Genomic DNA, 22,673 nt, shown 5'->3' with positions numbered 1-22,673 from the left:
GTCATGCCCCTGCCAAAGCCGTATTTACCCCTTCGACATGTCTAAATCAGCTATTTCAGACCCCCCCTTTCCAGCCACAGCAGTACCTGTGGCGAGGGGGCTTGCCCCCGTTGCGTTGCGAAGCGGCGCTAAAACCTGCAACCGATAAAGGTCTGGCACACCGCGGTTACCGGATTTGCGACTGCTTCGCAGCCGAACGGGGGCAAGCCCCCTCGCCACAAGTGCTTCAATTAGCCTGATTATTGGTGCGTCCGTGCATCATTTTGCCCTTCACATTTTTTTCACCCTCGCCAACCACCGTCTAAGCTTGAGTCAAGTCCGATCAATCTGCGTGAATGGATCAGTCGACTATGGGCGTTTTGTGGCAAACCGATTCGAGTAAAACCGTGGTTCCGACTGATAGTGTGGATGAAGCGCCTATACCTGAAAAACCCCGTCGTTCCAGGCACGGATGGGGAGCGTTCTGGCTATTGCTGTTGATTATCGCGATTGTCGTGGGGCTGGCCGCCATGAGGGAGATGCGCACCTCGAAGTTCCAGGCCCAGGAAGTCAGCAAATATGCCGCGTCACTGAACTATGAGCTCAAACCCGGCCCCAGCGATGCGATTCGCTATCCAGGCGATGGCCCGTTCGATCGGCGCCTGGGCTACAGCTCTATGGATGAGTTCCTGCCGCGCCTGATCAAGCGCAACTTCGTCGTTGAGGCGCAATCCCGCTTTTCTCCAGAGCTGTTGAAGTACACCGACAAAGGTCTGTTCGTGCCTTATGCCGAGAAAATCCAGGCCGGGCTGTCGATCACCGATTGCCGCGCAGCGCCGCTGTACCAGTACAACTACCCGCAACAGCTTTACTCAACCTTTGCCTCGATCCCGCCGGTGGTGGTCAACAGCCTGCTGTTCATCGAGAACCGCTTCCTGCTCGATCCCAGGCAGCCGCTGGCCAACCCGGCGGTGGACTGGCCGCGGTTCGGCATGGCTGCGTGGTCCCAGTTGGCCAAGATGTTGCACGTGCCCGGCCAGTCCGCCGGTGGCAGTACCCTGGCCACGCAACTGGAGAAGTACCGGCACTCCCCCGATGGTTTGACGGTCAACGGCGCGGAAAAAATTCGCCAGATGATTTCTGCCACCGTACGCGCCTATCAGGCCGGGCCGCAAACCCTGGAAGCGCGGCAGAACGTGGTTCGCGACTACCTCAACAGCGTGCCGTTGTCAGCCGTACCGGGCCACGGTGAAGTGCATGGCATGGCTGAGGGTTTGCGTGTGTGGTACGGCTCCGATTTCGAAAGCGCCAACAAGGTGCTGAACAGCCCGGCAACGGATCCAAAGACCATGGCGGAAAAAGGCCTGGTCTTGCGTGAAGTGCTGTCATTGATGATTGCGCAGCGCCGCCCGTCGCATTACCTGACCAAGGGCCATGATGAACTGGCCGACCTCACCGACAGCCATATTCGCCTGCTGGCGCAAAACCATGTGATCGACGCCGAGTTCGCCGCCGCCGCCCTGGCCAGCAAAGTGACCTACCGCGACTGGGCCACCCAGCCGACCATGCAACCGATCGAAACCAACAAGGGCATCAGCGTGGCGCGCAGCCGTCTGGCCGGCATGCTCAATCGCCCTTTGTATGACCTCGACCGCCTTGACCTCTCCGCCACCAGCACCCTGCAAGGCGAGTTGCAATCCGAGGCCACCGAGTACCTGAAAAAGCTCGCCGACCCTGAATTTGCCACGCAAATCGGCCTGATCGGCGAGCGCCTCCTGACCACCACCAGCACCACCCAGGTGCGCTACAGCTTCACCTTGTTCGAACTGACACCGGACGGCTCGCGGGTTCGGGTACAGACCGACAGCACCGACCAGCCCTTCGACATCAATGAAGGCAGCAAACTGGAACTGGGCTCCACCGCGAAAATGCGCGTGCTGACCACCTACCTGCAAATCATCGCCGAGTTGCACGACAAATACGCCGGCATGGCCGTTGCGGAACTGAAGAAAGTCGAGGTGCCGGATCAGGACCGCCTGAGCCGTTGGGCGGTTGATTACCTGGTTGAAAACAAGGACCGCGACCTGAAAAAAATGCTCGGCGCAGCCCTGGACCGCAAATATTCCGCCAGCCCCGGCGAGGCGTTTTTCACCGGGGGCGGCCTGCATGTGTTCAACAACTTCCGCAAGGAAGACAACGGCCGGATACCGACCCTGCGCGACGCCCTGCGCGAGTCGATCAACCTGCCGTTCATTCGCCTGATGCGTGACCTGGTGCGCTACACCACCTACTCCGGCCCCAACAGCAGTGCCGAACTGCTCAAGGACGACCGCGACCCGCGGCGCCAGGAATACCTGGCCGAGTTCGCCGACCGCGAGGGCACGTCTTTCCTGCTCAAGTTCTGGAAGAAGTACAGGAACAAGAACACCCAGGAACGGCTCGAAACCTTCCTGGACGGCATGCGCCCGACGCCGATCCGCATGGCCGCCGTACATCGCTACCTGCTGCCACAGGCCAGCCAGGAAAGCTTCAACGCCTTCGTGCGCTCGCACCTGACGGGGGCCAAGCTCACGGAAAAACTCACTGACGAACGTCTCGTGCGGCTCTACGAAGCCTACGGTCCCGGCGCTTACGATTTGCCGGACCAGGGCTTCATCGCCAAGGTTCACCCATTGGACCTGTGGATGATGGGCTACTTGCTCAATCACCCCGACGCCAAGTGGGCCGACGTCGTCAAAGCCAGCCAGTTCGAGCGCCAGGAAGTCTACAGCTGGCTGTTCAAAAGCCGGCACAAGGGCGCCCGTGACAGTCGCATCCGCACCATGCTGGAGATCGAGGCATTCCTCGACATTCACCAGCGCTGGCAGCAAGTCGGTTATCCGTTCGACCACCTGGTGCCGTCGCTGGCCACCGCCATCGGCAGCTCCGGTGACCGCCCGGCAGCCCTGGCCGAATTGATCGGCACCATCCTCAACGATGGCGTGCGCATGCCGACCCTGCGTATCGACAGCCTGCATTTCGCCGCGCATACACCCTATGAAACCCAACTGGTCAATGACCCCGACGTCGGCAAACGGGTGATGCCATCCGAAGTCGCCACGGCCATGCGCGAAGCCCTTTCGCAAGTGGTCGATGCCGGTACGGCCAAACGCGTGTCCGGCAGTTTCAAACTCGCCGACGGCAGCCCGCTGGCGATGGGCGGCAAGACCGGCACCGGTGACAACCGCATCGAAGCCGTCGGTTCGGGCGGGCGGATCCTGAGTTCCAAATCGCTCAACCGCACGGCCACGTTCGTGTTCTACATCGGCGATCACCATTTCGGCACGCTGACAGCGTTCGTGCCGGGCCGCTCGGCGGAGAACTTCACCTTCACCTCGGCGTTGCCGGTGCAGGTGCTCAAGGGCATGGCGCCGATCCTGACCCCGTACCTGCAACCGGGCACCCACACGATGTGTCAGCCAAAGGCAGCAACCGAGACAACCGCTCGCCGCTAGGCATGGATCGGCAGATGCGCCCGCGTGGCTGTAACTATGTATTTTTCACTCCTGATTTTTACCGGGTTCGGGGCGCAATCGACGTCGTTACGAACCGGTTTTTGCGCTTTTTTTGGGGCTGCTGCCTGCCTAGCCTGATCGCTCCATCCATGATCAAAGGACGATCAGGCAATGCCCCACCCACATCGAATTTCAGACCCGGATCAAAGCATCCACTTCGACCTGGTCAGGAAGGCCATCCCCTCCTGGCTATCAGAGGCTTCACTCCCCCGTATCAACGCACTGAAAACTGACCGGGTAAGCATTCCCGACTGGCAGGCTGACGCCGCAAAAGCGTTACAGGAGCGGTTGAAACAGAGCATCAAGCTCGGCTGGAACGCGCAAAACGATGTCGATAGAGTGTTCAGCAAACTGCAGGATGTCTACGCCTTCGCCAAACCCTTGTTGCAACAGGCACTGAACGAACGTTTCGGCGTTGAAGATGACGTCGAAGAGACCTGGTTGCGGCTGTATGCACCGGCAGAAACGTCATGGGGTCATAACTTTACCGGCGCAACCACCAGCCGTACCGTCTCGCTGCTGGATGCTGCCCTGCACAATTTTTCCAGTAAGGAGGTGTTCACCCAGGACTCAGAATTCATCACCCGCCCCGACGTACGCGGGCATTTCAGCGTGGTACAGCTCAAGCACAAGCTGAGTATCGAGCAGTTCAAGTCACTGTGCCGCGACCTGAATATCGGCAGACGTTACCAACAACACCTGAGAGATTTTCTGCTGCCGCATAACCGGGTGGCCAGTAACGTCCTGCGCCACAAAGTCAGCCTCAGCCACAAGACCGCGCTCAACATCGCGGCGAACATGGCGCTGATGAAAAACGACATTGGGCAGGATGCCTTTGACCTGGTGCAGGGACTGCTCGATGACCGCAAGAACCTGCGCTGGAGGGGCCGCTCCGTCGACTGCTACAACCTGTCGATGATGGACATTCACCTGACCGGCATCGTGCTGATCACCCCTGATGCCAATACCGCGACCGATACCGTGCCCGTGATCGCCTATGTTCCCCATGACCCGCAGCACCCTCTCAAGCAGTACCCGTCGTTGCTCGAGTTCATGGCCGAACTGACACGCCAACTGCGCGATGCCAGCGCCCCTCGCAGCTACCAAAAATTCTTCAGCCAGTTCGTACCCCATCAGCAGCGCGGGCATTTTTTTGCCGGGTTGAACGACCGACTGAGCAAGGTCAAATGGCAACCGGCCCCGGCCGGTTCCAACTTGCCGAGCTGGCGGGATACGCCGGTGGATAACCCCAACCTGCAATTTCAGCTGTCGAGCATCAGGAACGATCGGGACACTGTTTTCAACGGCGACCTGTGGGGCTACTTCCACCGACAAAAAATCAACAAGGTACTCAACGACGCATGGGACATCGCGATTTCCACCGAGTACGCCGACCGCATGGCCCGCTGGGCCTGGTGGGACAACCTGGAAAAAATGCTCTCGGACATTCTCAATGCCGCGTTGCTGGTGGCGACGCCACTGGTGCCCGGCATGGGCGAATTGATGCTGGCCTACACCGCGTATCAACTGACCGATGAGGTGGTCGAGGGCCTCGTCGATCTGGCCGAAGGCCGCGTCGCCGAGGCTGGCGAACAAGCCATCGGCGTGCTGCAAAGCGTTGTGCAACTGGGTGCGTTCGCCGCGGGAGGCGCGATCGGCAACGTCGCAAGGGCGAAACTCTCGCCGTTTTTCGAAAGCTTGAAACCGGTGCAGTTGGCAAACGGTGAGACCCGCCTATGGAACCCAGACCTCAGCCCCTATCAACGAACCGACGTGGATTTACCCGCGGACGCCCGGCCTGATGGACAGGGTATTCACCAGCATCAGGGCCGGCGCATCCTGCCCCTGAACGATCAACACTTCGAAGTGCTGGAAGATCCGGTCACCGGACAACAGCGCATCCGCCATCCGCAGCGTTTCGATGCCTACGCACCGACCTTGCGCCACAATGGTCACGGGGCCTGGGTCTGCGAAACGGAAAACCCGCGCGAGTGGGAAGGCTCGACATTGATGCGGCGACTTGGTCACAGCGTCGATGGTTTCAACAATGAACAACTGGAACAGATTCGCCAGATCAGCGGCACCCATGAAGCCGCCCTGCGGCGGATGCACATGGACAGCTCGGCACCACCACCATTGCTGACCGATACCCTGCAACGCCTGGGCTCACCCGTGCCTGCCAGCACCCCGCTACCCGCCGACAGCGTTGCGCTGTTCAGCGAATTCCCCGACCTGCCCGACACGGTGGCGCAAGGCATTCTCGCCAACGCCAGCGCCGCGGAACGCCAACAGATCGAGCAGAAAAAGCGCCTGCCGCTGCGCCTGAAAAGCCAGGCGCGAGAACTGCAATTCGAGACGCAATCGGTGCGCGCCGCCCACGGTCTATACGATGACGCGTTGATCAACATCGACACGGAACGCCTGGTGCTGGGCACCTTGCGCATCAACAGCGACACCTTCGGTGAGCTGCGCATCGAGATCAGGGAAGGCACATTCGACGGTGAACTGCGCTGCAGCGCCGGGCCCGAGAGCGCAGCGCGGGTCCGGGTGTTGATTCATGATGACGCGGGAAAATATGAGGTGCGTGACGGGTCGAATCAGCCAATCCATGCAGCGCAAGGCTTTTTCGAAGCCTTGCTGCAGGCGACCCAGCACAATGGGCAAAACGCGCTGGGCTTCAAGCCGGGGGACACCGAACGCCTCAGGCAGTGGGCCATGGTCAAGATCGAGCCTCTCGGAGAACGTCGAACGATACTCGCCGCACCGCCCATCCGCGCCGTGCCCGAGCATCAGACACTGCTGCTGGTGCGAGGCGCATTCACCAGCCGGGCCGGTGAAACCCTGCACGAGCGAATCCTCGACCTGCACGAGGACTTCAGCGACCGCGAAGTCGACGCCTTCGCCAATGCCCTGATCGCCAAAGGTGAGCCGATGCAAGCCATCGAGCAGCGGGAAGACGATCTCGATGAACTGCGCGTGATCCTCAATCGTTGGGAATATCAGCAGGAACCCACCTGGGGGCCGCACAGCACGGCTTTTCGTGATGAAGGCGGCCAACATATCGCCGAATGCCTGCTCAATAGCTTCGAGCGAAAGCACAGGGACATCGGCAACCGAAGCGACCCGGACAGTTACGCGCTGGATCTCTCCACCGAGATACTGCCCCTGAACCTGGAAACCTGGTGGTCAAAACGCCCCCCGGAGTTGCAAAAGTTCCTCGACAAAATCACGGTCCTGAAACTCGGCAATACGCAGTTTTCCAGCGAGGCGAACGGCTTGCTCAAAGCCTTCCCGAACCTTCGCGAACTCAGCGCCCGGCGTTGCGACCTGACCAGTCTTCCACACAGCATCGGTTCCCTGCACCGACTGGAACGCCTGCAATTGAGCGATAACGCAATCGTGCTGGATGCAGGCGCCGTTAAACAACTCAAGGACCTGACCTATCTGGAAATCCTCAGGCTCGACGGTAATCCGCTGGGGTTGTCACCAGACATCAGCCGCATGCCGAGGCTGAAAGTCGTGGCCCTGAACAAAACCGGGCTGACCACATGGCCCGAGGGCACGCTGGCGAAAACCAGACCACGCGGTTTCTTGCTGGATTTGCGGGAAAACCCCCTCGACCTGATTCCCGAAGTCGTCCCCGGCTCGGCACAAGCCTGGGTGATCGCGCGTACCCTGCTGGATGTCGCGGATCTGTCGGAGCTGAATCAGTTGCGATACCAGCAAATCCGACACTCAGTGAGTTTGCCGCCGACGCCCCTCGAGGCATCCACCAGTCTGATAGATGCGGTCATCCACGCCACCGATCCGAACAACTGGAGCGATGTGCCCGGCTGGGGAGTGGAGCGGACGGCAAACTGGCTTGAGCTGACCGACGACCCTCAGGCCCATCGGTTCCTGACCGTGGTGCACGAAACGAAAAACTCTGCCGATTATCTCGTCGGAGGTGAACCCCGCAGGCAACTGATGCAACGCGTGGTACGCATGCTCGACGCCGTCTACATCGACACCGACCTGCGGGAAAAGCTCTACACCATGGCAATCGCTCCGGTCGATTGCGCCGATGCCGGGGCGCAGTTGTTCAACAACATGGGCATAGAAGTGCTCAAGTCCGAGGCTTACTTCTACTCCGAGGACCTCGCGGAGCTGGAGCGCAAATTGGTAACCCTGGCCAAAGGCGCTGCGCGGCTGGAGCACGTCAACGAGATCGCCCGCGCCGATGTCGCCAGTCGTGGCGGCGACCCGGATGATGTCGAGGTCTATCTCGCTTATCAGACCGGTCTGGCTGATCGCTTGCAGCTGCCCTGGCAATCAAAAGGCATGCTGTTCAGGCCAGTGTCCGGTGTCACCGACGCCATGATCGATCAGGCCTACGACACGGTGCTGGCGTTGAGCGAAGGTGATGGCCTGGTGAACAAAATGCTTGAGCAGGCATTCTGGGAAACTTATCTGGGTGAAACTTACCCGATTCAGATCGAGGCGAACAAACGAGAGTATTTGAACAAATACGAGTTGCTGGAGACCCTGCGATCCACCCAGCGCGAATGGGTCGAATCCACGCAATTGACGGACGTGGAACGAGCGGCACTGCGCAACAGGCTCAGAGATCTGGCCAACGACCTGCCGGTCGCCGAGACGGTTGTCTTTGCCGATGAACCGATAAGCGAAGCGAACTTCGACCGGTTCCTCGTCGATCTGGGGGACGGCGAAAAAGAACTGTCCAGGCGTTTGACGCGCGCGGCGTTGAGCAGGGCCGGGTTGTAATAGCGGCGGCATCGTGAGGCAAACCTGACGGCATTCGTTGCGGTCAGGTTTGCCGCAACCACGTCAGATATCCGAATCCCAGATCACCGTGACATTGCCGGAATAGCGGCTGGCCACGCCCGGCTGCAGCATGAACTCCATCTGGCTTTTTGCAATTTCGAAATGCAGAGTCCCGGGAGCCCGATCAACATAGAAACCAGGTTGAAACTGTTGCGAATTGGCTTGCCCGGTTCGCAGGCGCTGACGCCTGACCGGTTGCCCGGACAGGTCCGTCAGGCCATTGGGCAGACTGACGCTGACCTGAAGCTCGACCGATCGCCTGGAGACGGGATCATTCAACATGCATTCGTAGGGAAAGCCGCCGAACTGACATTCCATCTGCATCTTGAAGCGCGATGAGGCCGAGATATTGAAGGTCTGGTCGCGAAACAGGCTCACTGGCCGGCGGCCTGCCTGCAGCCAGCTCTGCCAGCCACCCACAGGTACCAGTTGGACCTTGTTGCCACCCGGCGGAATATCGACTTTCAAGGTGTGCTGCACGTCCAGTACAAAACTCAAGGTCAAATCACTGTCGGTTGGCAGCATCACATCACCCATGTCGAAGTCCCCGCCGGGACCGATACGATAGCTCAGGTCACCGGTGTAAAGCCCCGACGACATGCCAAGAGGATTTGGCGTTCGCAACTCGTAGGCGAAATCCAGGTACTCATAGGACATTTCCGGTATCAGGAATTTCGCCGTTTTGACGCAAGCCGCTTCAACCGGGGTTTTCCAGAAAAAACGAAACGCATGATCCGTATAGAACCCGACACCGCTGTACAGGCAGGGAGGTGACGCGTTGACCCAGGCACCTGCCACGCCCCCCGACCACAAGCGTTGGTGTCCTTGCGCCGCACTCGGTGCGCCTGTCAGATTCGCGGCCGTATCGCTCAGGGCGTATCGGGAACCGATGCCGGCAATGCGCACCTCGACTTTTTCAGATTCCTGCGTAGCCACGTTGGTCACCGTCAACGTCCGCCACTGCGCAGGTACTTTGAACATGGCGCTATTACGCGACACATCATCAGGTTGCATCGCTCTGATCGATTCGAAGCGCATGGGCAACCGGATGCTGAACATCTCGTTGTCCCGGCATTCACTGGGTGCATCCGCGCAGTAGCCACTAGACGGTGTTTTATTGATGAACTTGTTGCTTTGCGGATTGGCTGAGTCGGGCGTGAACAATGCCCTTATTTCCTGATTCACCGCGTCGGCCGAAGTCGGCACAAACAACACCAGCAAGCACAGCCATCCCGGCAGACAAGTATTGAGATTCATGAAAGCTCTCTCCGATATTACAGCGAATGGCCGGGTTCAAGGCGCTGCGGCACTGAAGACCAGATTCACGTTGCCATAGTAGCGGCCCGGCTTGTAACCGCCCGCAGGCACCTTCGGCTGGATCTGCAGGACAAAGCGCCCGCCCGCGACAGCCTGCTCGCGCGAGAGCACTTCAAGGGGTTGCGGGTCGTGGCTCAACGTCTTGCCGTTGAAGCTGACGAGCAGGTAGATGTTCTGCTCATCGCGGCCGTTGGACAGATAGGGTTCGCTCTCCAGCCGCGCGTGGATGGCGCTGGTGTCATGCTTGACGTCGAAGTTCTTGCGCAGCCCCTCCAGCGACCGGGTGTGGATGTTCCACGGCAAAACTTGCTCGCGATGAATCCAGTCCGACTCGGCCGGTATCACGTAGAAACCCAACGTCGGAATATCCACCGACACTTCGAATCGGTGCTCTTCGCGGGCGGCGAATGCCAGGGAACTCATCAGTGCCGCGACGCCTGTCGACAGGGCGATGGCCGAAAGCTTGATCATTTCAGGTACCTGTTACGTCCAAAAAAGCAGCGGGCAATAACGGCCACGCGTGTGTACCGGCGGTTATTGGCTGGCAATGCGCAAGGCCTTTTTCGATGCGCCCTCGACCAGGTTGAAGCGGTATTCCCGTCCCGGCTTCTTGTCGAATGCGAACTCTTTTCCCGCACGAATGTGGTGCTTGGTGGTGGGCTCGCACTCGTTTTCCTGCTTGATCGAGCAGTTGCGGAATTCGTCGACGACCACCGACGTGTTGCCGTTGTTGCGAATGCGATAAGTACTGGCGCCGTTGTCGATCTGGCTGTCGTACCGGCTGTTGTTCGGCCTGACGAAGAACACCGTGCCGAAGCCGGTCATGACGTTGACGCCGGCCGAGAGGTTCTTTTTGTAGTCCTCGCGCTCGTCGCTGGACACCGCGAATTCGTCTTCCTTTTCCGGCACCACCGGGATGAAGCGCACGCGAAAGTAACGCTCGGTGTCGCGCTCGCCCATGAACAACAGCCGCGTGCCCTGCATGCCATTGGCCGGAACGATCAGGCGTGCGGGGCTGGCCATCAGCCCGTCGCGCGATGTCGCGCCAGGGTCGCTTTTGACCGGTACTTCAGTGGCGTTGCCATCGGCGTCGTAGACGATTTCCAGAATGTTGACCTTGACGAAGGCCGTGCTGTCGCCGCTGTTGAACACGCGCTTGAGGTAGGTGCTTTTGTCGCCATCCAGATAGTCGTACACCGTTCCGACATTGATTTGCGGCCCGGCTTGAAGGCCCAGGGAAAATCCGCTCAAACCGATCAATAAAAACACACGCTTCATAACTTTTAGTCCTTGGTCATTGAACACACTGCCGGTACGACTGATCGATGCGTTGGCCATCAGATTTCCGAGTCCCAGATCACAATGACAATGCCGGTATAGGTGCCGGCAACACCGGGCCTCAGCATGGATTCCATGTACGATTGCTCAACTTCGAAATGCAGGGTTCCCGGTGCCCGGTCCACATAGAAGCCGGGCTTGAACTGCTGCTCATTCCCCGCACCGGTCCTCAATCGCAGGCGTCTCACGGGTTGGCCTGAGAGGTCGGTTATGCCATTAGGCAGGCTTACGCTGATGTGTAAGACGACTCGACGACCGTTATCCGCACTGTTCTCCAGTCCGCATTCGCCACCTATTCCGGGCCCGCATTGCATCAGTATCTTGAATCGCGTCGAGGCCGATATATTGAAAGTCTGGTCACGGAACAGTCGCACCGGCCGGCGTCCGGCTTGCAGCCAGCTTTGCCATCCGCCTTGCGGCTCCAATCGGATTTTGTTGCCACCTGGAGGGATATCGACCTTGAGGGTGTGCTGAACATCAAGCACAAAACTCAGGGTCAGATCGGAATCGTTGGGCACCATCACGTCGCCCATGTCAAAGTCACCGCCCGGCCCGATGCGATAAGTCAGGTCGCCGGTGTAGAGCCCTGAAGACATACCAAGCGGATTGGGCGTACGCAGTTCATAGGCGAAATCCAGGTACTCGTAGTACATGGTTGGAATCTTGAAACTGGCGGTTTTTACGCAGGTACCCTGAATCGGGGTTTTCCAGAAAAACTGGTAATAATCATCGGTGTACCAACCGACGCCGCTGTACTGACACGGTGACGGGGGGTTCACCCAGCTGCCATACGGGCCGCCCCACAAGGCCCGGTGCCCTTCAAGCGTATTGGGTGCACCTGTAAGGTTGGTGACCTTGTCGTCGAGCACGTACCGCGATCCAAATCCGGCAATGCGCATCTCGACCTGTTCCGCCTCACCGGTTTCGGCATTCGTAACTGTCAATGCACGCCATTGCGCCGGCACGGTGAACATCGAACTGTTGCGCTGCGAGTCATGGGGTTGCATGGCCCTTGCGGAATCGAAGCGTATGGGCAGGCGGATGCTGAAGGTCGCGTTCTGTTCGCACTGATCGGGATAGTCCGCGCAGTAACCGCTGACCGGGGTTTTGTTGATGAACGTATTACGTTGCGGGTTTGCCGGGTCAGGCCGGAACAAGGCCCTGATCTCCTGATTGACCGCCTCGGCCGTGGGCGCCACAAACAGCGCCAGCAAGCACAGCCACTGCGGCATACACGTCTTGAAATTAACCATTCAACTGGCCTCCTGGCGAGTCAATGACGCATCCGCCAACGTATCCGGCGTGCACCGCAGATCGCCGATCATCAACACGTTGTTTTCACTGCGGTGCTTGTCGGTATCGAGTCGGAACTGGCACAGCAACTGGTCGGCGTAACGCACTTCCAGCGTCGGTGAACCGGCGTTCATTTCCATCGAGAAGAAGCCATCGACTTCACTCACCCCACGACTGGCGTGGTTGATCACGTGGTGGCCCTTGAGCGGCCGGCCTTGTGGGTCGACCAGACGTCCGAGCACGGTCAGGGTTTTCATCACGTAGACCTTGCGGTACTCCACGCCGCCCTTGTTCAGGTGATAACGGGTGCGTGCCGGCTCGATGCTGGCCGCTGGCGCGTGATTGCCTTCGAAATCGAAGCTCACCGAGCTGTTCCTGTAGGCCGTCAGCGGTATGAAATTGCGCCCCGGACGCAATGCCGCGCTGCCGCCGCTGAGGTCGTCGGCGCGTAACGCGATGCCGTCGATATCAGACTCGACATCGACGATCATCCCGGCCCCTCGTCCTTGATGCTGACTGGTCAGGGCCATGCGCTGGCCACCGACGACCACGGTGCTGTCCAGGTTCAAGCCGCCGGTGAAGTTGTCGTTGAACGACGAGCGCTGGATAAAACCGTCGCCGTTGATCGCGTCGGTGCGAAAGTTCGCCAGGCTCGACAGGCCGACACCGTAGGTGTCGGTCAGCGCGGTCACCGAGACGCTCTGCAGGATGTGGTCTTGCAGGTCTTTGCGATAACCGAGCGAGGCGTTGGTGTCGCGGCTGCCATCACGGGCGGTGCGGCTGCCGATGCTGCCGGAAACCTGCTGACCCGGCCCGCCGAGCGCCACGCTGATGCTCAGGTCGACCCCGCGATTGCGCGCATCACCGCTGCTGTAACTGCCGGGACGATCGAACAGTGACAACCGCCAGTTGGCGTCGCTGCCCAGCAGCATCGTGCGCTGCGTCCAGCCCAGGTCGACGCCGACGCCTTCAACGTTGCCATCACTGTGGGAGACCCGCGCGTTGAGCGAACTCTTGCGGCTGATGCGGTGGTTCAGCGCCAGCGATGAATTGCTGGTCTCGCCGGTGAACACATTGCGTTGGCGCACGCGGGTGCCATCGGGCAACGTATCGTAGGTGTTGGTGGTGTCGAGCCAGCTGCGGTTGTGGCTCACCACCAGACTGCCGGAACCATAGTTGTAGAGCGCTTGCAGATCGGCGCCGGTGCCGTGGTCTTCGGTCTGGTACAGATTGGCATAGAGGCTGACGCTGTTGGCCAGGCTCCAGTCGATGGAACTGCCGTACTGCAGCGTGTTACGCACCTGACGTGCCGACAACCCGAGGATTATCCGTGGATGCAGCAGGTAGTTGATCGCCGCGCCTGCGGTCGCATCGCCGCTGTACTGTTGATCCCAGTTGCTCAGCAGTTTGCTTTCCTGGCCGGCGAAAAGGTTGTAGCGCCAGCGCTCCTCAACGTTGCGCCAGTTGGTCGGTTTGTAGATCAGCTCCTGAGTAGTCGAGGTGACCTGGCCGTCTTCTATCAAGCGCACTTCCACATCATAGATGCCGCCGGGCAACGGGCGGGTATCGAGGGTTTGCAAACCGGCGGGCACCGATTGGGTGTTGAGCAGCAGACCATCGCGATAAATCTCCACCGACGCCTGGCGATTGGCGGTGACATAGATCGGATAAACGCTGGGTTTGGGACTGTCGATCGCCAGGCTGTCGGAACTGCCGTACATCACGCCAACGGCAGTGTCGGGGCTGGTGCCGAACGAACGGGGCTGACGGGTCAGGCCTTCGGAATTGGGGGTGAAGTAGCCCAGGCGGAAAAAACTGCCTTGCAGTTCGCGCTGGGTGTAGAGCTCGTGTACCGCGTGATAGGTCTTGTCATCCGGCCCGCCAAGACGCGCCAGTTGCATGTTGAATGTCTGGCTCCAGTTGCCCAGGCTGCCGCTGGCCTCCAGGCCATAGCGTCCGCCGAGGTTCTGATCCTGGCCGCCGTTGAGGTTGAGCTGGTTGCGCACCATCAGGCCGCTGCTGCCGCCTTCGGGCTGGTCGTAGAAACGTTTGGCCTCAGTGTCGCGCTCGGCATTTTCAGTGACGATCGACAGCAATGAGTTTTCCAGGTTGTAGTGCACCGCAAGCATCTGCTCGGGGCATTGGCCGCTGCAGGTGCCCAAAGCCACGCCGGGTTTCAGAATGCTGGCCCAGGTGTCGCGTTCGCCAGCGCTGAAACGGCTGTCGCTGGTGTCGGTGAAATCGAGCAAGGTGACCCGGTCATCGCGGGACAACACGATCATCGCCTCGCCGAGGGGTTGTTGATCAAGCTCGACCCGCACGGCCAATGGCACATCGAAGAAATGTTCCTCGAAATCGGCCGGCAGACCCTTGGCCTGGGCCAGTAAACTTCGAGGCGTATTATCAACGGAAGTCGGCGCCGCAAATGCGCTGCTACATAACAGCAACGCAAGCGTTGCCGCGATGGGCGTCATCGGGAACATGAACAAATACTCTGATTACAAGGAAGTCAAAGCCCGGTCGGCAAACTTGATAGTTTGCCGACCGGTTACGTTACTTTGAGCAAGTAAACGCTTACCGTCGCAGTTGTTACTTATACGGAAGGTTCAACGACCAGCATGACGACACCGGTGTAATCACCCGCATCAGGTTTACCGCCCAGTGCACTGATCTTGAACGGTGCGCGATAGCGGACGTTGGATTCAGCTTCGCCAACAACTTCCTGCGAAGTGGTGGTCAGGGTTTTACCGTTGAGCTCGACTTTCAGGTCGATGGTCTTGTTCCCGGCGATCAGTTTCGGCACGCCTTCCAGGCGGGCGTTCACTTTGCCGGCGGTGTGCAGCACATCAAAGTGCCCGTCGACGGTCTTCATGGAGTCAGTGCCCGGGTTGTAGCTCATGTCCTGGTCTTTGTTGACCAGGTCCGCATCAACCGGCACCGCGTAGAAATCGTCGGATGGAACATGGGCCACAATGCTGATTGAGTGTTTGGCTTCGGTGGCGGCAAACGCCATCGAGGAACTCAGTGCCAAAACAGCCAGAGGAGCAGCGAACGCGATTTTCTTGAACATCTTTCAGTACCTGTCGTTTAAAAAAAGGATCTAAGTATTGAAAGTTTCGCTGAAGCAAAACAGTCACGAGCAGTGATGTTCCAGCGCAACTCTCAACGCCGAAAGATGATCGTTCAAACAATCTGGAAAGTAAGCAGGCAAGTTCCTCAAAGCGCGTAGCCAAAGGGCCACGACAGCAGCATGAAAAATACTTGAATATTTATAAAGTCACTGTTCGGCTGTCAGATTCAGACTACATAAAGCCAATACACAGGCCATTAAGGTCGACAACGACACAGTAACTTCTGTAGGAGGGATATTACAAAACCAATGTATTAAGGCGTGAATCGTCAATTTAGAGAGTTAACACTAATTTCAACTTGTTCGCGCGTCTTAAAAGCCTTTTTCGGAGCTGCAAAAACGCCATTTTCAGTGGCGGTTTCGCCTGGCGTGGTGATCCGCCGTTGGTCGGGGGGGCTTGCGGACCTCTTAAGATATATCTTAAGTTGTATCTAAACACGACGAAAGAGAACGCAAAAAATGAGAGACCATCATTCCCCCCACCGCGAACACGGCGACGGCCGTGATGGCTTCGAGAAACGCCCTGGCCGCGAACGCGGTGGGCGTGGCCCGCGAGTATTTGCCCCCGGCGACCTGAAACTGCTGCTGCTGGCGTTGATCGCCGAACAGCCGTGCCACGGCTACGACCTGATCCGCCAGATCGAAGGCATGTTCGACGGCGCCTACAGTCCCAGCCCCGGCGTGATCTACCCGACCCTGACGTTTCTTGAAGAAAGCGAATTGATTACCGGCGACGCCGAAGGCGGGAAAAAACGCTACAGCGTGACCGACGCCGGACGCCAGTCCCTGACCGAGCAAGCCGTCGCCCTAGAAGGTGTGCGGGTGCGCATCGATGTCAGCAAGCGTTCGTTGCGCGGCCATGATCGCCCGGCCGAAATCCACGAGGCGGTGCACAACCTGCGCCATGCCCTGCAACTGCATCACGGCCGCTGGAGCCCGGAAGAAATCCAGCGCGTTGCGGCCCTGCTCAACGACACAGCCAAAGCCATCGTCGACGGCCCTGCCGTTCAACCCGTTCAGGAGAAAGCCGAATGACTGAAGTGATCGCGCAAACCATTCACCGTGTCATGCACGAAATCAAACGCCGTCGCCTGGAGGTGTTGCGCGTGGTCGACCTGACCCCGCGCATGCGCCGGATTACCCTGGGCGGGCCGGAGTTGGCGGGGTTCGTCAGCCTGGGTACGGACGATCACGTCAAACTGTTGTTCCCGCAGAACGCCGAGCAGGCTGCGGCACTGGAAACCCTGGTGTTGGGCGCCGGCAAGGACAACGGCCCGCTGCCCGAGATGCGCGACTACACGCCGCGCCGCTATGACCTGAACACCCTGGAACTGGACATCGACTTCGTGCTGCACGGCGACGGCCCGGCCTCGACCTGGGCCGAACAGGCCAAACCGGGGCAGTTCCTGCACATCGGCGGGCCGCGGGGCTCGATGATCGTGCCGGACATGTTCGACAGCTACTTGCTGATCGGCGACGAAACCGCCCTGCCCGCCATCGCCCGTCGGCTCGAAAACCTGGCGGCCAACCGCCGTGCGCTGGTGATCGTGGAAGTGGAGAACGGCAAGGAGCAGCAAGTGCTGGAAAGCGCTGCCGAGGTCAATGTGATCTGGGTGCTGCGCGAAGGTGGCAAGGACAATCTGCTAACCACCGTGCGCCAGATCCAGGTGCCCTCCGGCAGCCTGTACGCGTGGGTGGCGACGGAGAGCAAGGTGTCGCGGCAGATTCGTCGGGTGTTGCTCGATGAGCATGGGCTGAACGAGCAGTTCGTCAAGGCGGTGGGCTATTGGCGGCTGGATGGCAGCGACGAGGAATAACAGGCGTCACACTGTGTGGCGAGGGGGCTTGTCGGATCGCCGCACCGCCCCGTTCGGCTGCGAAGCAGTCGTAAAATCTGCTCGTACGGTGTTTCAGATAAAACCTCGTTGCAGGTTTTAGCACTGCTGCGCAGCGCAACGGGGGCAAGCCCCCTCGCCACAAAAAACATTCCACACCGCCTTATCCGCGGTTACATCCGAGCACGCCACCGATCCAGCGCCACCACCCACAACGCAATCACCACAAACCCCGCCAACAATCCCCCGGCGTTGATGAACACCTGTGGATAACCCAGTTTGTCCACGTCAATGAACGGGTACGGATAAGTCGCCAGCAAATGCCCGCGCAGCAACGAGTAAGCGAAGTACACCAATGGATAAATCACCCACAACGCGATATGCCCCCAACGCAACGAGCCTTTCGGTACACAGAACCACCAATACCCCAGGAACAGCAGCGGCATGGCGTCATGCATCAGCTCATCGGCCAGCCATTGCCAGCCTTCGGGATGCCATAGATGGCGAAGCAATACGCTGTACGCCAGGCCGACGACAGTGATGCTCACAGCAACGCCACTCATGACCCAGGGCTGTAAAAACCAGCGTCGCGCTGCGGACTCGCGGGACGTCAGTTCACAGGTCAGCACCGTCGCCACCAGGGTGTTGCTCAGCACGGTGAAATAGCTGAAAAAACTCATCAGCCCACCGATCAGGCTGGCCCCCAGCGTCCAGCGCGAATAGAAAATCAGGTACATCTGGATGCTCAATCCCGCCCAGCCGAGCATGGCAGCCACGACTACAAAACGGCGGCGCATCGCGCAAGGATCGACCATGTTCAGAGCGGTCGTTTGGTGCGCATCAACTTCACATACAGACGTTCGACCTTCTCCCGCGCCCACGGGGTTTTACGCAGGAACGTCAGGCTCGACTTGATGCTCGGGTCGCTCTTGAAGCAGCGGATATCGATGCGTTCGGCAAGCCCCGACCATTCGTAGTGTTCAACCAGGGCGTTGAGGATTTGCTCCAGCGTCACGCCGTGCAGCGGGTCGATGTTGTGTTCGGTCATGCCGGGCCTTCAAGCAGAGTAGGAATTGGAAGTCGCGCACCTTAGCCGAGGGTTTCGTCGGGTGGAAGCGATCTATCAAATGTAGGTGAACTGTTACCGAATCCGAAAGGCTGCATGTCAGTAAAAGCCCTTTCTCTATTTGTAACAGATCATTATCCTTGCGCCCGCTTTAGCTGAAACGCTTCTGCTAGCCATTTCTTCCGTCTAATCCCCAGAAAAAGATCAAGAATTTCTTCTCTATGCCTGATTTCCAGCTTTCGAAAGACAGCGCTGTCTTCAAACCTGTTGCCTGCCGAAACACCTTGAACCTGATAGGCGGACTCACCGCTTTGGGCCTTGCCACTTGCGCTCACTCGGCTCCGGCCTTCGATAGCGATTCACCGTGGATGCTCGGCGACTGGAACGGCAGTCGCAGCGAACTTGCGGAAAAAGGCTACAACTTCAAAGTCGATTACACCGGTGAAATGGGCAGCAATCTGCACGGCGGCTACGACCACGACCGCACCGCCCGCTACAGCGACCAGTTCGGCCTGGGCACCCATCTGGACTTGCAGAAAATCCTCGGCTGGGACGACGCCGAGCTCCAGTTGACCATCACCGAACGCAGCGGCAACAACATCAGCAATGACCGCATCAATGACCCGCGTGTCGGCGGTTTCACCTCGGCCCAGGAAGTCTGGGGCCGCGGCCAGACCTGGCGCCTGACGCAGATGTGGTATCAGCAGAAGTTCCTCGACGAAAAACTCGACATCAAGGTCGGCCGTTTCGGCGAAGGCGAAGACTTCAACAGCTTCCCTTGCGACTTCCAGAACCTGGCGTTCTGCGGCTCCCAGGTCGGCAACTGGGCGGGCGACATCTGGTACAACTGGCCGGTCAGCCAGTGGGCACTGCGGGTCAAATATCACCTGACGCCAGAGCTTTATGCACAGATCGGCGCGTACGAGCAGAACCCGTCGAACCTGGATCGCGACAACGGCTTCAAGCTCAGCGGCAGCGGCACTCAGGGCGCGGTCCTGCCGGTGGAACTGGTGTGGACGCCGAAACTCAACGGCCTGCCGGGTGAATACCGCGCCGGTTACTACTACAGCAGCGCCAACGCTACCGACGTCTACAAGGACAGCAATGGCCAGCCTGCCGCCCTGAGTGGCGAAGCCTACCGCAGCGCCTCGAGCAAGCACGGCATGTGGCTGGGCCTCCAGCAGCAAGTCACCAGCCTGGCCAGCGATCATTCCCGCGGCCTGAGCCTGTTCGCCAACGGCACGATGCACGACAAGAAGACCAATGCCATCGACAACTACGTCCAGGCCGGTCTCGTCTACAAAGGTCTGTTCGACGCCCGGTCCAGGGACGACATCGGTTTTGCCATGGCCCGCGTCCACGTCAACCCGGCCTATCGCAAGAACGCCGAGGCGACCAACCAGGCCAATGTCGTTTTCGACTACGACAATCCGTCCTACCTGCCGCCCCAGGACACCGAATACAGCGCCGAACTCTATTACGGCGTGCACGTGACCAACTGGCTGACCGTGCGCCCGAACCTGCAATACATCCGCCATCCCGGCGGCGTGAACGAGGTCGACGACGCGCTGATTGGCGGGATCAAGGTCCAGTCGTCGTTCTGAGCAACACCATAAAACCTTTGTAGGAGCGAGCTTGCTCGCGATGGTCGTCAACGATAACGCTGCGAGCCTGACTCCCCGCGGCGTTCTCGGGTTTTTCGCGAGCAGGCTCGCTCCTACAAGGACTACGTCAACCACACCGGTTTTATGAACCATGCCCGCGCCGGATCGTCATCTACAGTGAACTGGCGCAGGACTACTTGAAACATCACGGAGAATCACACTTATGAGCACTGATGGTGCCTTGGGTCGAAGCCGTCTGTTGCCGACCCTGCTCGGCATACTGCTTCTGCTAATGGGCCTGGCCATGCTGGCCGGGGGGATCAAGCTGAGCATGCTCGGCGGCTCGCTGTACTACCTGCTGGCCGGCATTGGCATTGTGCTGAGCGGCGTGTTGCTGATCGCCGCCCGCCGCGCGGCGCTGGGCCTGTACGCACTGGTGCTGTTCGCCAGTACTGTTTGGGCGCTGTGGGAAGTCGGCCTCGACTGGTGGCAACTGGTGCCGCGCCTGGCGCTGTGGTTCGCCCTCGGTGTGGTGATGCTGCTGCCGTGGTTCCGTCGTCCATTGCTGATCAACGGCCCTGCCCCTGTGGGCACTGGCGCCTTGAGCGTGGCCGTGGTCCTGGCCGGTGTCACCGCCGTGGCCAGCCAGTTCACCCACCCGGGCGAGACCTTGGGCGAACTGGGCCGCGACACCGCGGACATGACCAGCACCGCGCCGCAGATGCCCGAAGGTGACTGGCAGGCCTATGGCCGCAGCGAATTCGGCGACCGCTACTCGCCGCTCAAGCAGATCACCCCGGCCAACGTCGGCAAGCTGCAAGAAGCCTGGCGTATCCAGACCGGCGATCTGCCAACCGCCGATGACCCGGTGGAACTGACCAACGAAAACACCCCGCTCAAGGCCAACGGCATGCTCTATGCCTGCACCGCCCATAGCAAGGTGCTGGCGCTGGACCCGGACACCGGCAAGGAACTGTGGCGCTTCGACCCGCAGATCAAGAGCCCGGTGGGCTTCAAGGGCTTCGCCCACATGACCTGCCGCGGCGTGTCGTACTACGACGAAGCGGCCTACGCCCAGTCTGAAAACGCTGCCTCCGCCGTCATCTCTGAAGCCGGCAAAGCCGTCGCCCAGGCCTGCCCGCGTCGCCTGTACCTGCCAACCGCCGATGCACGCCTGATCGCACTCAACGCCGACACCGGCAAGGTCTGCGAAGGTTTCGGTAAAAACGGTGTGGTTGACTTGACCCAGGGCATCGGCCCGTTCACCCCCGGTGGCTACTACGCCACCTCGCCGGCTGCGATCACCCGTGACCTGGTGATCATGGGCGGCCACGTCACCGACAACGAGTCGACCAACGAGCCATCCGGCGTGATCCGTGCCTTTGACGTACACGATGGTCATCTGGTGTGGAACTGGGACAGCAACAATCCAGACGCCACCGAACCACTGCCAGAAGGCGAACACTACAGCCGCAACTCGGCGAACATGTGGTCGCTGGCCAGCGTCGACGAAAAGCTCGGCATGGTCTACCTGCCACTGGGCAACCAGACCCCTGACCAGTGGGGCGCAGACCGCACCCCGGGCGCCGAGAAGTTCAGTGCCGGCCTGGTCGCGCTGGACCTGGCTACCGGCAAGGTGCGCTGGAACTACCAGTTCACTCACCATGACCTGTGGGACATGGACGTCGGCAGCCAGCCAACCCTGCTGGACATGAAAACCGCCGACGGCGTGAAACCTGCGCTGATCGCCCCGACCAAACAGGGCAGCCTGTATGTCCTCGACCGCCGTGACGGCACGCCGATCATCCCGATCAAGGAAATCCCGGTTCCGCAAGGCGCCGTGAAAGGTGACCACACCGCACCGACACAGGCCCGTTCGGACCTGAACCTGCTGGCCCCGGAACTCACCGAAAAAGCCATGTGGGGTGCCAGCCCGTTCGACCAGATGCTGTGCCGTATCCAGTTCAAGGAGTTGCGCTACGAAGGCCAGTACACCCCTCCGTCGGAACAAGGCAGCCTGATCTATCCGGGTAACGTCGGCGTCTTCAACTGGGGCGGCGTTTCGGTCGACCCGGTTCGCCAGATGCTGTTCACCAGCCCGAACTACATGGCCTTCGTCTCGAAAATGGTGCCTCGCGCCGAAGTCGCGGCCGACAGCAAACGCGAAAGCGAAACAGCGGGCGTGCAACCGAACACCGGCGCACCTTATGCGGTGATCATGCACCCGTTCATGTCGCCGCTCGGCGTACCGTGCCAGGCGCCGGCCTGGGGCTACGTGGCCGGCATCGACCTGACCACAGGCAAAGTCGTGTGGAAACGCAAGAACGGCACCAGCCGCGACAGCTCGCCATTGCCTATCGGCCTGCCACTCGGCGTGCCAAGCATGGGCGGCTCGATAGTCACCGCCGGCGGCGTCGGCTTCCTCAGCGGCACGCTGGATCAGTACCTGCGCGCCTATGACGTCAATACCGGCAAGGAGCTTTGGAAATCGCGCCTGCCGGCTGGCGGTCAGGCTACGCCGATGACCTACACCGGCAAGGACGGCAAGCAGTACGTGCTGTTGGTCGTCGGTGGCCACGGCTCACTGGGCACCAAAATGGGTGACTATGTGATTGCGTACAAACTGTCCGAGTAAGTTTTAGCGGCAGTAAAACGAAAGGCGACGCCCGTGAGGACGTCGCCTTTTTTGTGGCCGCAGATCTCAAAACACCACATGCCCCCTGTGGGAGCGAG

14 protein-coding genes are annotated in these 22,673 nt (G+C 59.8%); 6 read left to right on the top strand and 8 right to left on the bottom strand.

Annotated features, from left to right (window positions below; genetic code table 11):
* Positions 1-350: 350 nt before the first annotated feature.
* A complete protein-coding gene (locus tag PPUTUW4_RS05135; protein WP_015093681.1) occupies positions 351-3,473 on the top strand; it encodes a transglycosylase domain-containing protein in 3,123 nt (1,040 codons plus the stop codon).
* Positions 3,474-3,644: 171 nt separating this feature from the next.
* On the top strand, positions 3,645-8,297 hold the full coding sequence (locus PPUTUW4_RS05130; protein ID WP_015093680.1) for a DUF6543 domain-containing protein: 4,653 nt from the start codon (positions 3,645-3,647) through the stop codon (positions 8,295-8,297).
* A gap of 63 nt (positions 8,298-8,360) precedes the next feature.
* Here the strand turns inward: PPUTUW4_RS05130 and PPUTUW4_RS05125 are convergent, their stop codons facing one another.
* The 6 genes from PPUTUW4_RS05125 to PPUTUW4_RS05100 form a co-directional block, all read right to left on the bottom strand.
* Positions 8,361-9,614 carry a hypothetical protein gene (locus PPUTUW4_RS05125; RefSeq protein ID WP_015093679.1) on the bottom strand — a complete coding sequence of 418 codons (1,254 nt, stop codon included), beginning with the start codon at positions 9,612-9,614 and terminating at the stop codon, positions 8,361-8,363.
* 36 nt (positions 9,615-9,650) lie between these two features.
* The gene (locus PPUTUW4_RS05120; RefSeq protein WP_015093678.1) at positions 9,651-10,145 is read right to left on the bottom strand and encodes a CS1 type fimbrial major subunit; all 495 of its coding nucleotides are present in this window, start codon (positions 10,143-10,145) and stop codon (positions 9,651-9,653) included.
* Positions 10,146-10,208: 63 nt separating this feature from the next.
* Positions 10,209-10,952 (bottom strand): pilus assembly protein, encoded by a 744-nt coding sequence (locus tag PPUTUW4_RS05115; RefSeq protein WP_041474987.1) that lies wholly within the window; start codon positions 10,950-10,952, stop codon positions 10,209-10,211.
* A gap of 59 nt (positions 10,953-11,011) precedes the next feature.
* Positions 11,012-12,265: a hypothetical protein gene (locus PPUTUW4_RS05110; protein ID WP_015093676.1), complete on the bottom strand. Its 1,254-nt coding sequence runs from the start codon at positions 12,263-12,265 to the stop codon at positions 11,012-11,014.
* Complete coding sequence (locus PPUTUW4_RS05105) at positions 12,266-14,788, bottom strand: CS1-pili formation C-terminal domain-containing protein (RefSeq protein WP_015093675.1); 2,523 nt, start codon at positions 14,786-14,788, stop codon at positions 12,266-12,268.
* Positions 14,789-14,898: 110 nt separating this feature from the next.
* Positions 14,899-15,375, bottom strand: coding sequence for a CS1 type fimbrial major subunit (locus PPUTUW4_RS05100; RefSeq protein ID WP_015093674.1), 477 nt, complete (start codon positions 15,373-15,375; stop codon positions 14,899-14,901).
* Between the two features lie 519 nt (positions 15,376-15,894).
* On the opposite strand from PPUTUW4_RS05100, the gene PPUTUW4_RS05095 reads away from it, so the two are divergent.
* Together PPUTUW4_RS05095 and PPUTUW4_RS05090 are read left to right on the top strand one after the other, a co-directional pair.
* Positions 15,895-16,470 (top strand): PadR family transcriptional regulator, encoded by a 576-nt coding sequence (locus PPUTUW4_RS05095; RefSeq protein WP_015093673.1) that lies wholly within the window; start codon positions 15,895-15,897, stop codon positions 16,468-16,470.
* On the top strand, positions 16,467-17,252 hold the full coding sequence (locus tag PPUTUW4_RS05090; protein ID WP_015093672.1) for a siderophore-interacting protein: 786 nt from the start codon (positions 16,467-16,469) through the stop codon (positions 17,250-17,252). The genes PPUTUW4_RS05095 and PPUTUW4_RS05090 overlap by 4 nt, the downstream gene beginning before the upstream one ends.
* Positions 17,253-17,443: 191 nt before the next feature.
* On the opposite strand, the gene PPUTUW4_RS05085 is transcribed toward PPUTUW4_RS05090, so the two are convergent.
* Together PPUTUW4_RS05085 and PPUTUW4_RS05080 are read right to left on the bottom strand one after the other, a co-directional pair.
* Complete coding sequence (locus tag PPUTUW4_RS05085; protein WP_015093671.1) at positions 17,444-18,085, bottom strand: Pr6Pr family membrane protein; 642 nt, start codon at positions 18,083-18,085, stop codon at positions 17,444-17,446.
* Positions 18,086-18,087: 2 nt separating this feature from the next.
* Positions 18,088-18,318, bottom strand: coding sequence for a VF530 family protein (locus PPUTUW4_RS05080; protein WP_007975135.1), 231 nt, complete (start codon positions 18,316-18,318; stop codon positions 18,088-18,090).
* 239 nt (positions 18,319-18,557) lie between these two features.
* On the opposite strand from PPUTUW4_RS05080, the gene PPUTUW4_RS05075 reads away from it, so the two are divergent.
* Both PPUTUW4_RS05075 and PPUTUW4_RS05070 read left to right on the top strand, forming a co-directional pair.
* Positions 18,558-19,940, top strand: coding sequence for a carbohydrate porin (locus PPUTUW4_RS05075; RefSeq protein WP_015093670.1), 1,383 nt, complete (start codon positions 18,558-18,560; stop codon positions 19,938-19,940).
* Between the two features lie 223 nt (positions 19,941-20,163).
* Positions 20,164-22,575 carry a glucose/quinate/shikimate family membrane-bound PQQ-dependent dehydrogenase gene (locus PPUTUW4_RS05070; protein WP_015093669.1) on the top strand — a complete coding sequence of 804 codons (2,412 nt, stop codon included), beginning with the start codon at positions 20,164-20,166 and terminating at the stop codon, positions 22,573-22,575.
* Positions 22,576-22,673 lie beyond the last annotated feature (98 nt).

Origin of the sequence: Pseudomonas sp. UW4 (assembly GCF_000316175.1) — a bacterium.
GTDB lineage: Bacteria > Pseudomonadota > Gammaproteobacteria > Pseudomonadales > Pseudomonadaceae > Aquipseudomonas > Aquipseudomonas laurylsulfatiphila.
This window is presented reverse-complemented; position numbering and strand designations above follow the sequence as displayed.

Coding starts and splice junctions, on each gene's coding strand:
- PPUTUW4_RS05130 (WP_015093680.1), top strand. CDS start 3,645: ATGCCCCACCCACATCGAATTTCAGACCCGGATCAAAGCATCCACTTC.
- PPUTUW4_RS05095 (WP_015093673.1), top strand. CDS start 15,895: ATGAGAGACCATCATTCCCCCCACCGCGAACACGGCGACGGCCGTGAT.
- PPUTUW4_RS05080 (WP_007975135.1), bottom strand. CDS start 18,318: ATGACCGAACACAACATCGACCCGCTGCACGGCGTGACGCTGGAGCAA.
- PPUTUW4_RS05090 (WP_015093672.1), top strand. CDS start 16,467: ATGACTGAAGTGATCGCGCAAACCATTCACCGTGTCATGCACGAAATC.
- PPUTUW4_RS05120 (WP_015093678.1), bottom strand. CDS start 10,145: ATGATCAAGCTTTCGGCCATCGCCCTGTCGACAGGCGTCGCGGCACTG.
- PPUTUW4_RS05100 (WP_015093674.1), bottom strand. CDS start 15,375: ATGTTCAAGAAAATCGCGTTCGCTGCTCCTCTGGCTGTTTTGGCACTG.
- PPUTUW4_RS05125 (WP_015093679.1), bottom strand. CDS start 9,614: ATGAATCTCAATACTTGTCTGCCGGGATGGCTGTGCTTGCTGGTGTTG.
- PPUTUW4_RS05105 (WP_015093675.1), bottom strand. CDS start 14,788: ATGTTCCCGATGACGCCCATCGCGGCAACGCTTGCGTTGCTGTTATGT.
- PPUTUW4_RS05085 (WP_015093671.1), bottom strand. CDS start 18,085: ATGGTCGATCCTTGCGCGATGCGCCGCCGTTTTGTAGTCGTGGCTGCC.
- PPUTUW4_RS05135 (WP_015093681.1), top strand. CDS start 351: ATGGGCGTTTTGTGGCAAACCGATTCGAGTAAAACCGTGGTTCCGACT.
- PPUTUW4_RS05115 (WP_041474987.1), bottom strand. CDS start 10,952: ATGAAGCGTGTGTTTTTATTGATCGGTTTGAGCGGATTTTCCCTGGGC.
- PPUTUW4_RS05075 (WP_015093670.1), top strand. CDS start 18,558: ATGCCTGATTTCCAGCTTTCGAAAGACAGCGCTGTCTTCAAACCTGTT.
- PPUTUW4_RS05110 (WP_015093676.1), bottom strand. CDS start 12,265: ATGGTTAATTTCAAGACGTGTATGCCGCAGTGGCTGTGCTTGCTGGCG.
- PPUTUW4_RS05070 (WP_015093669.1), top strand. CDS start 20,164: ATGAGCACTGATGGTGCCTTGGGTCGAAGCCGTCTGTTGCCGACCCTG.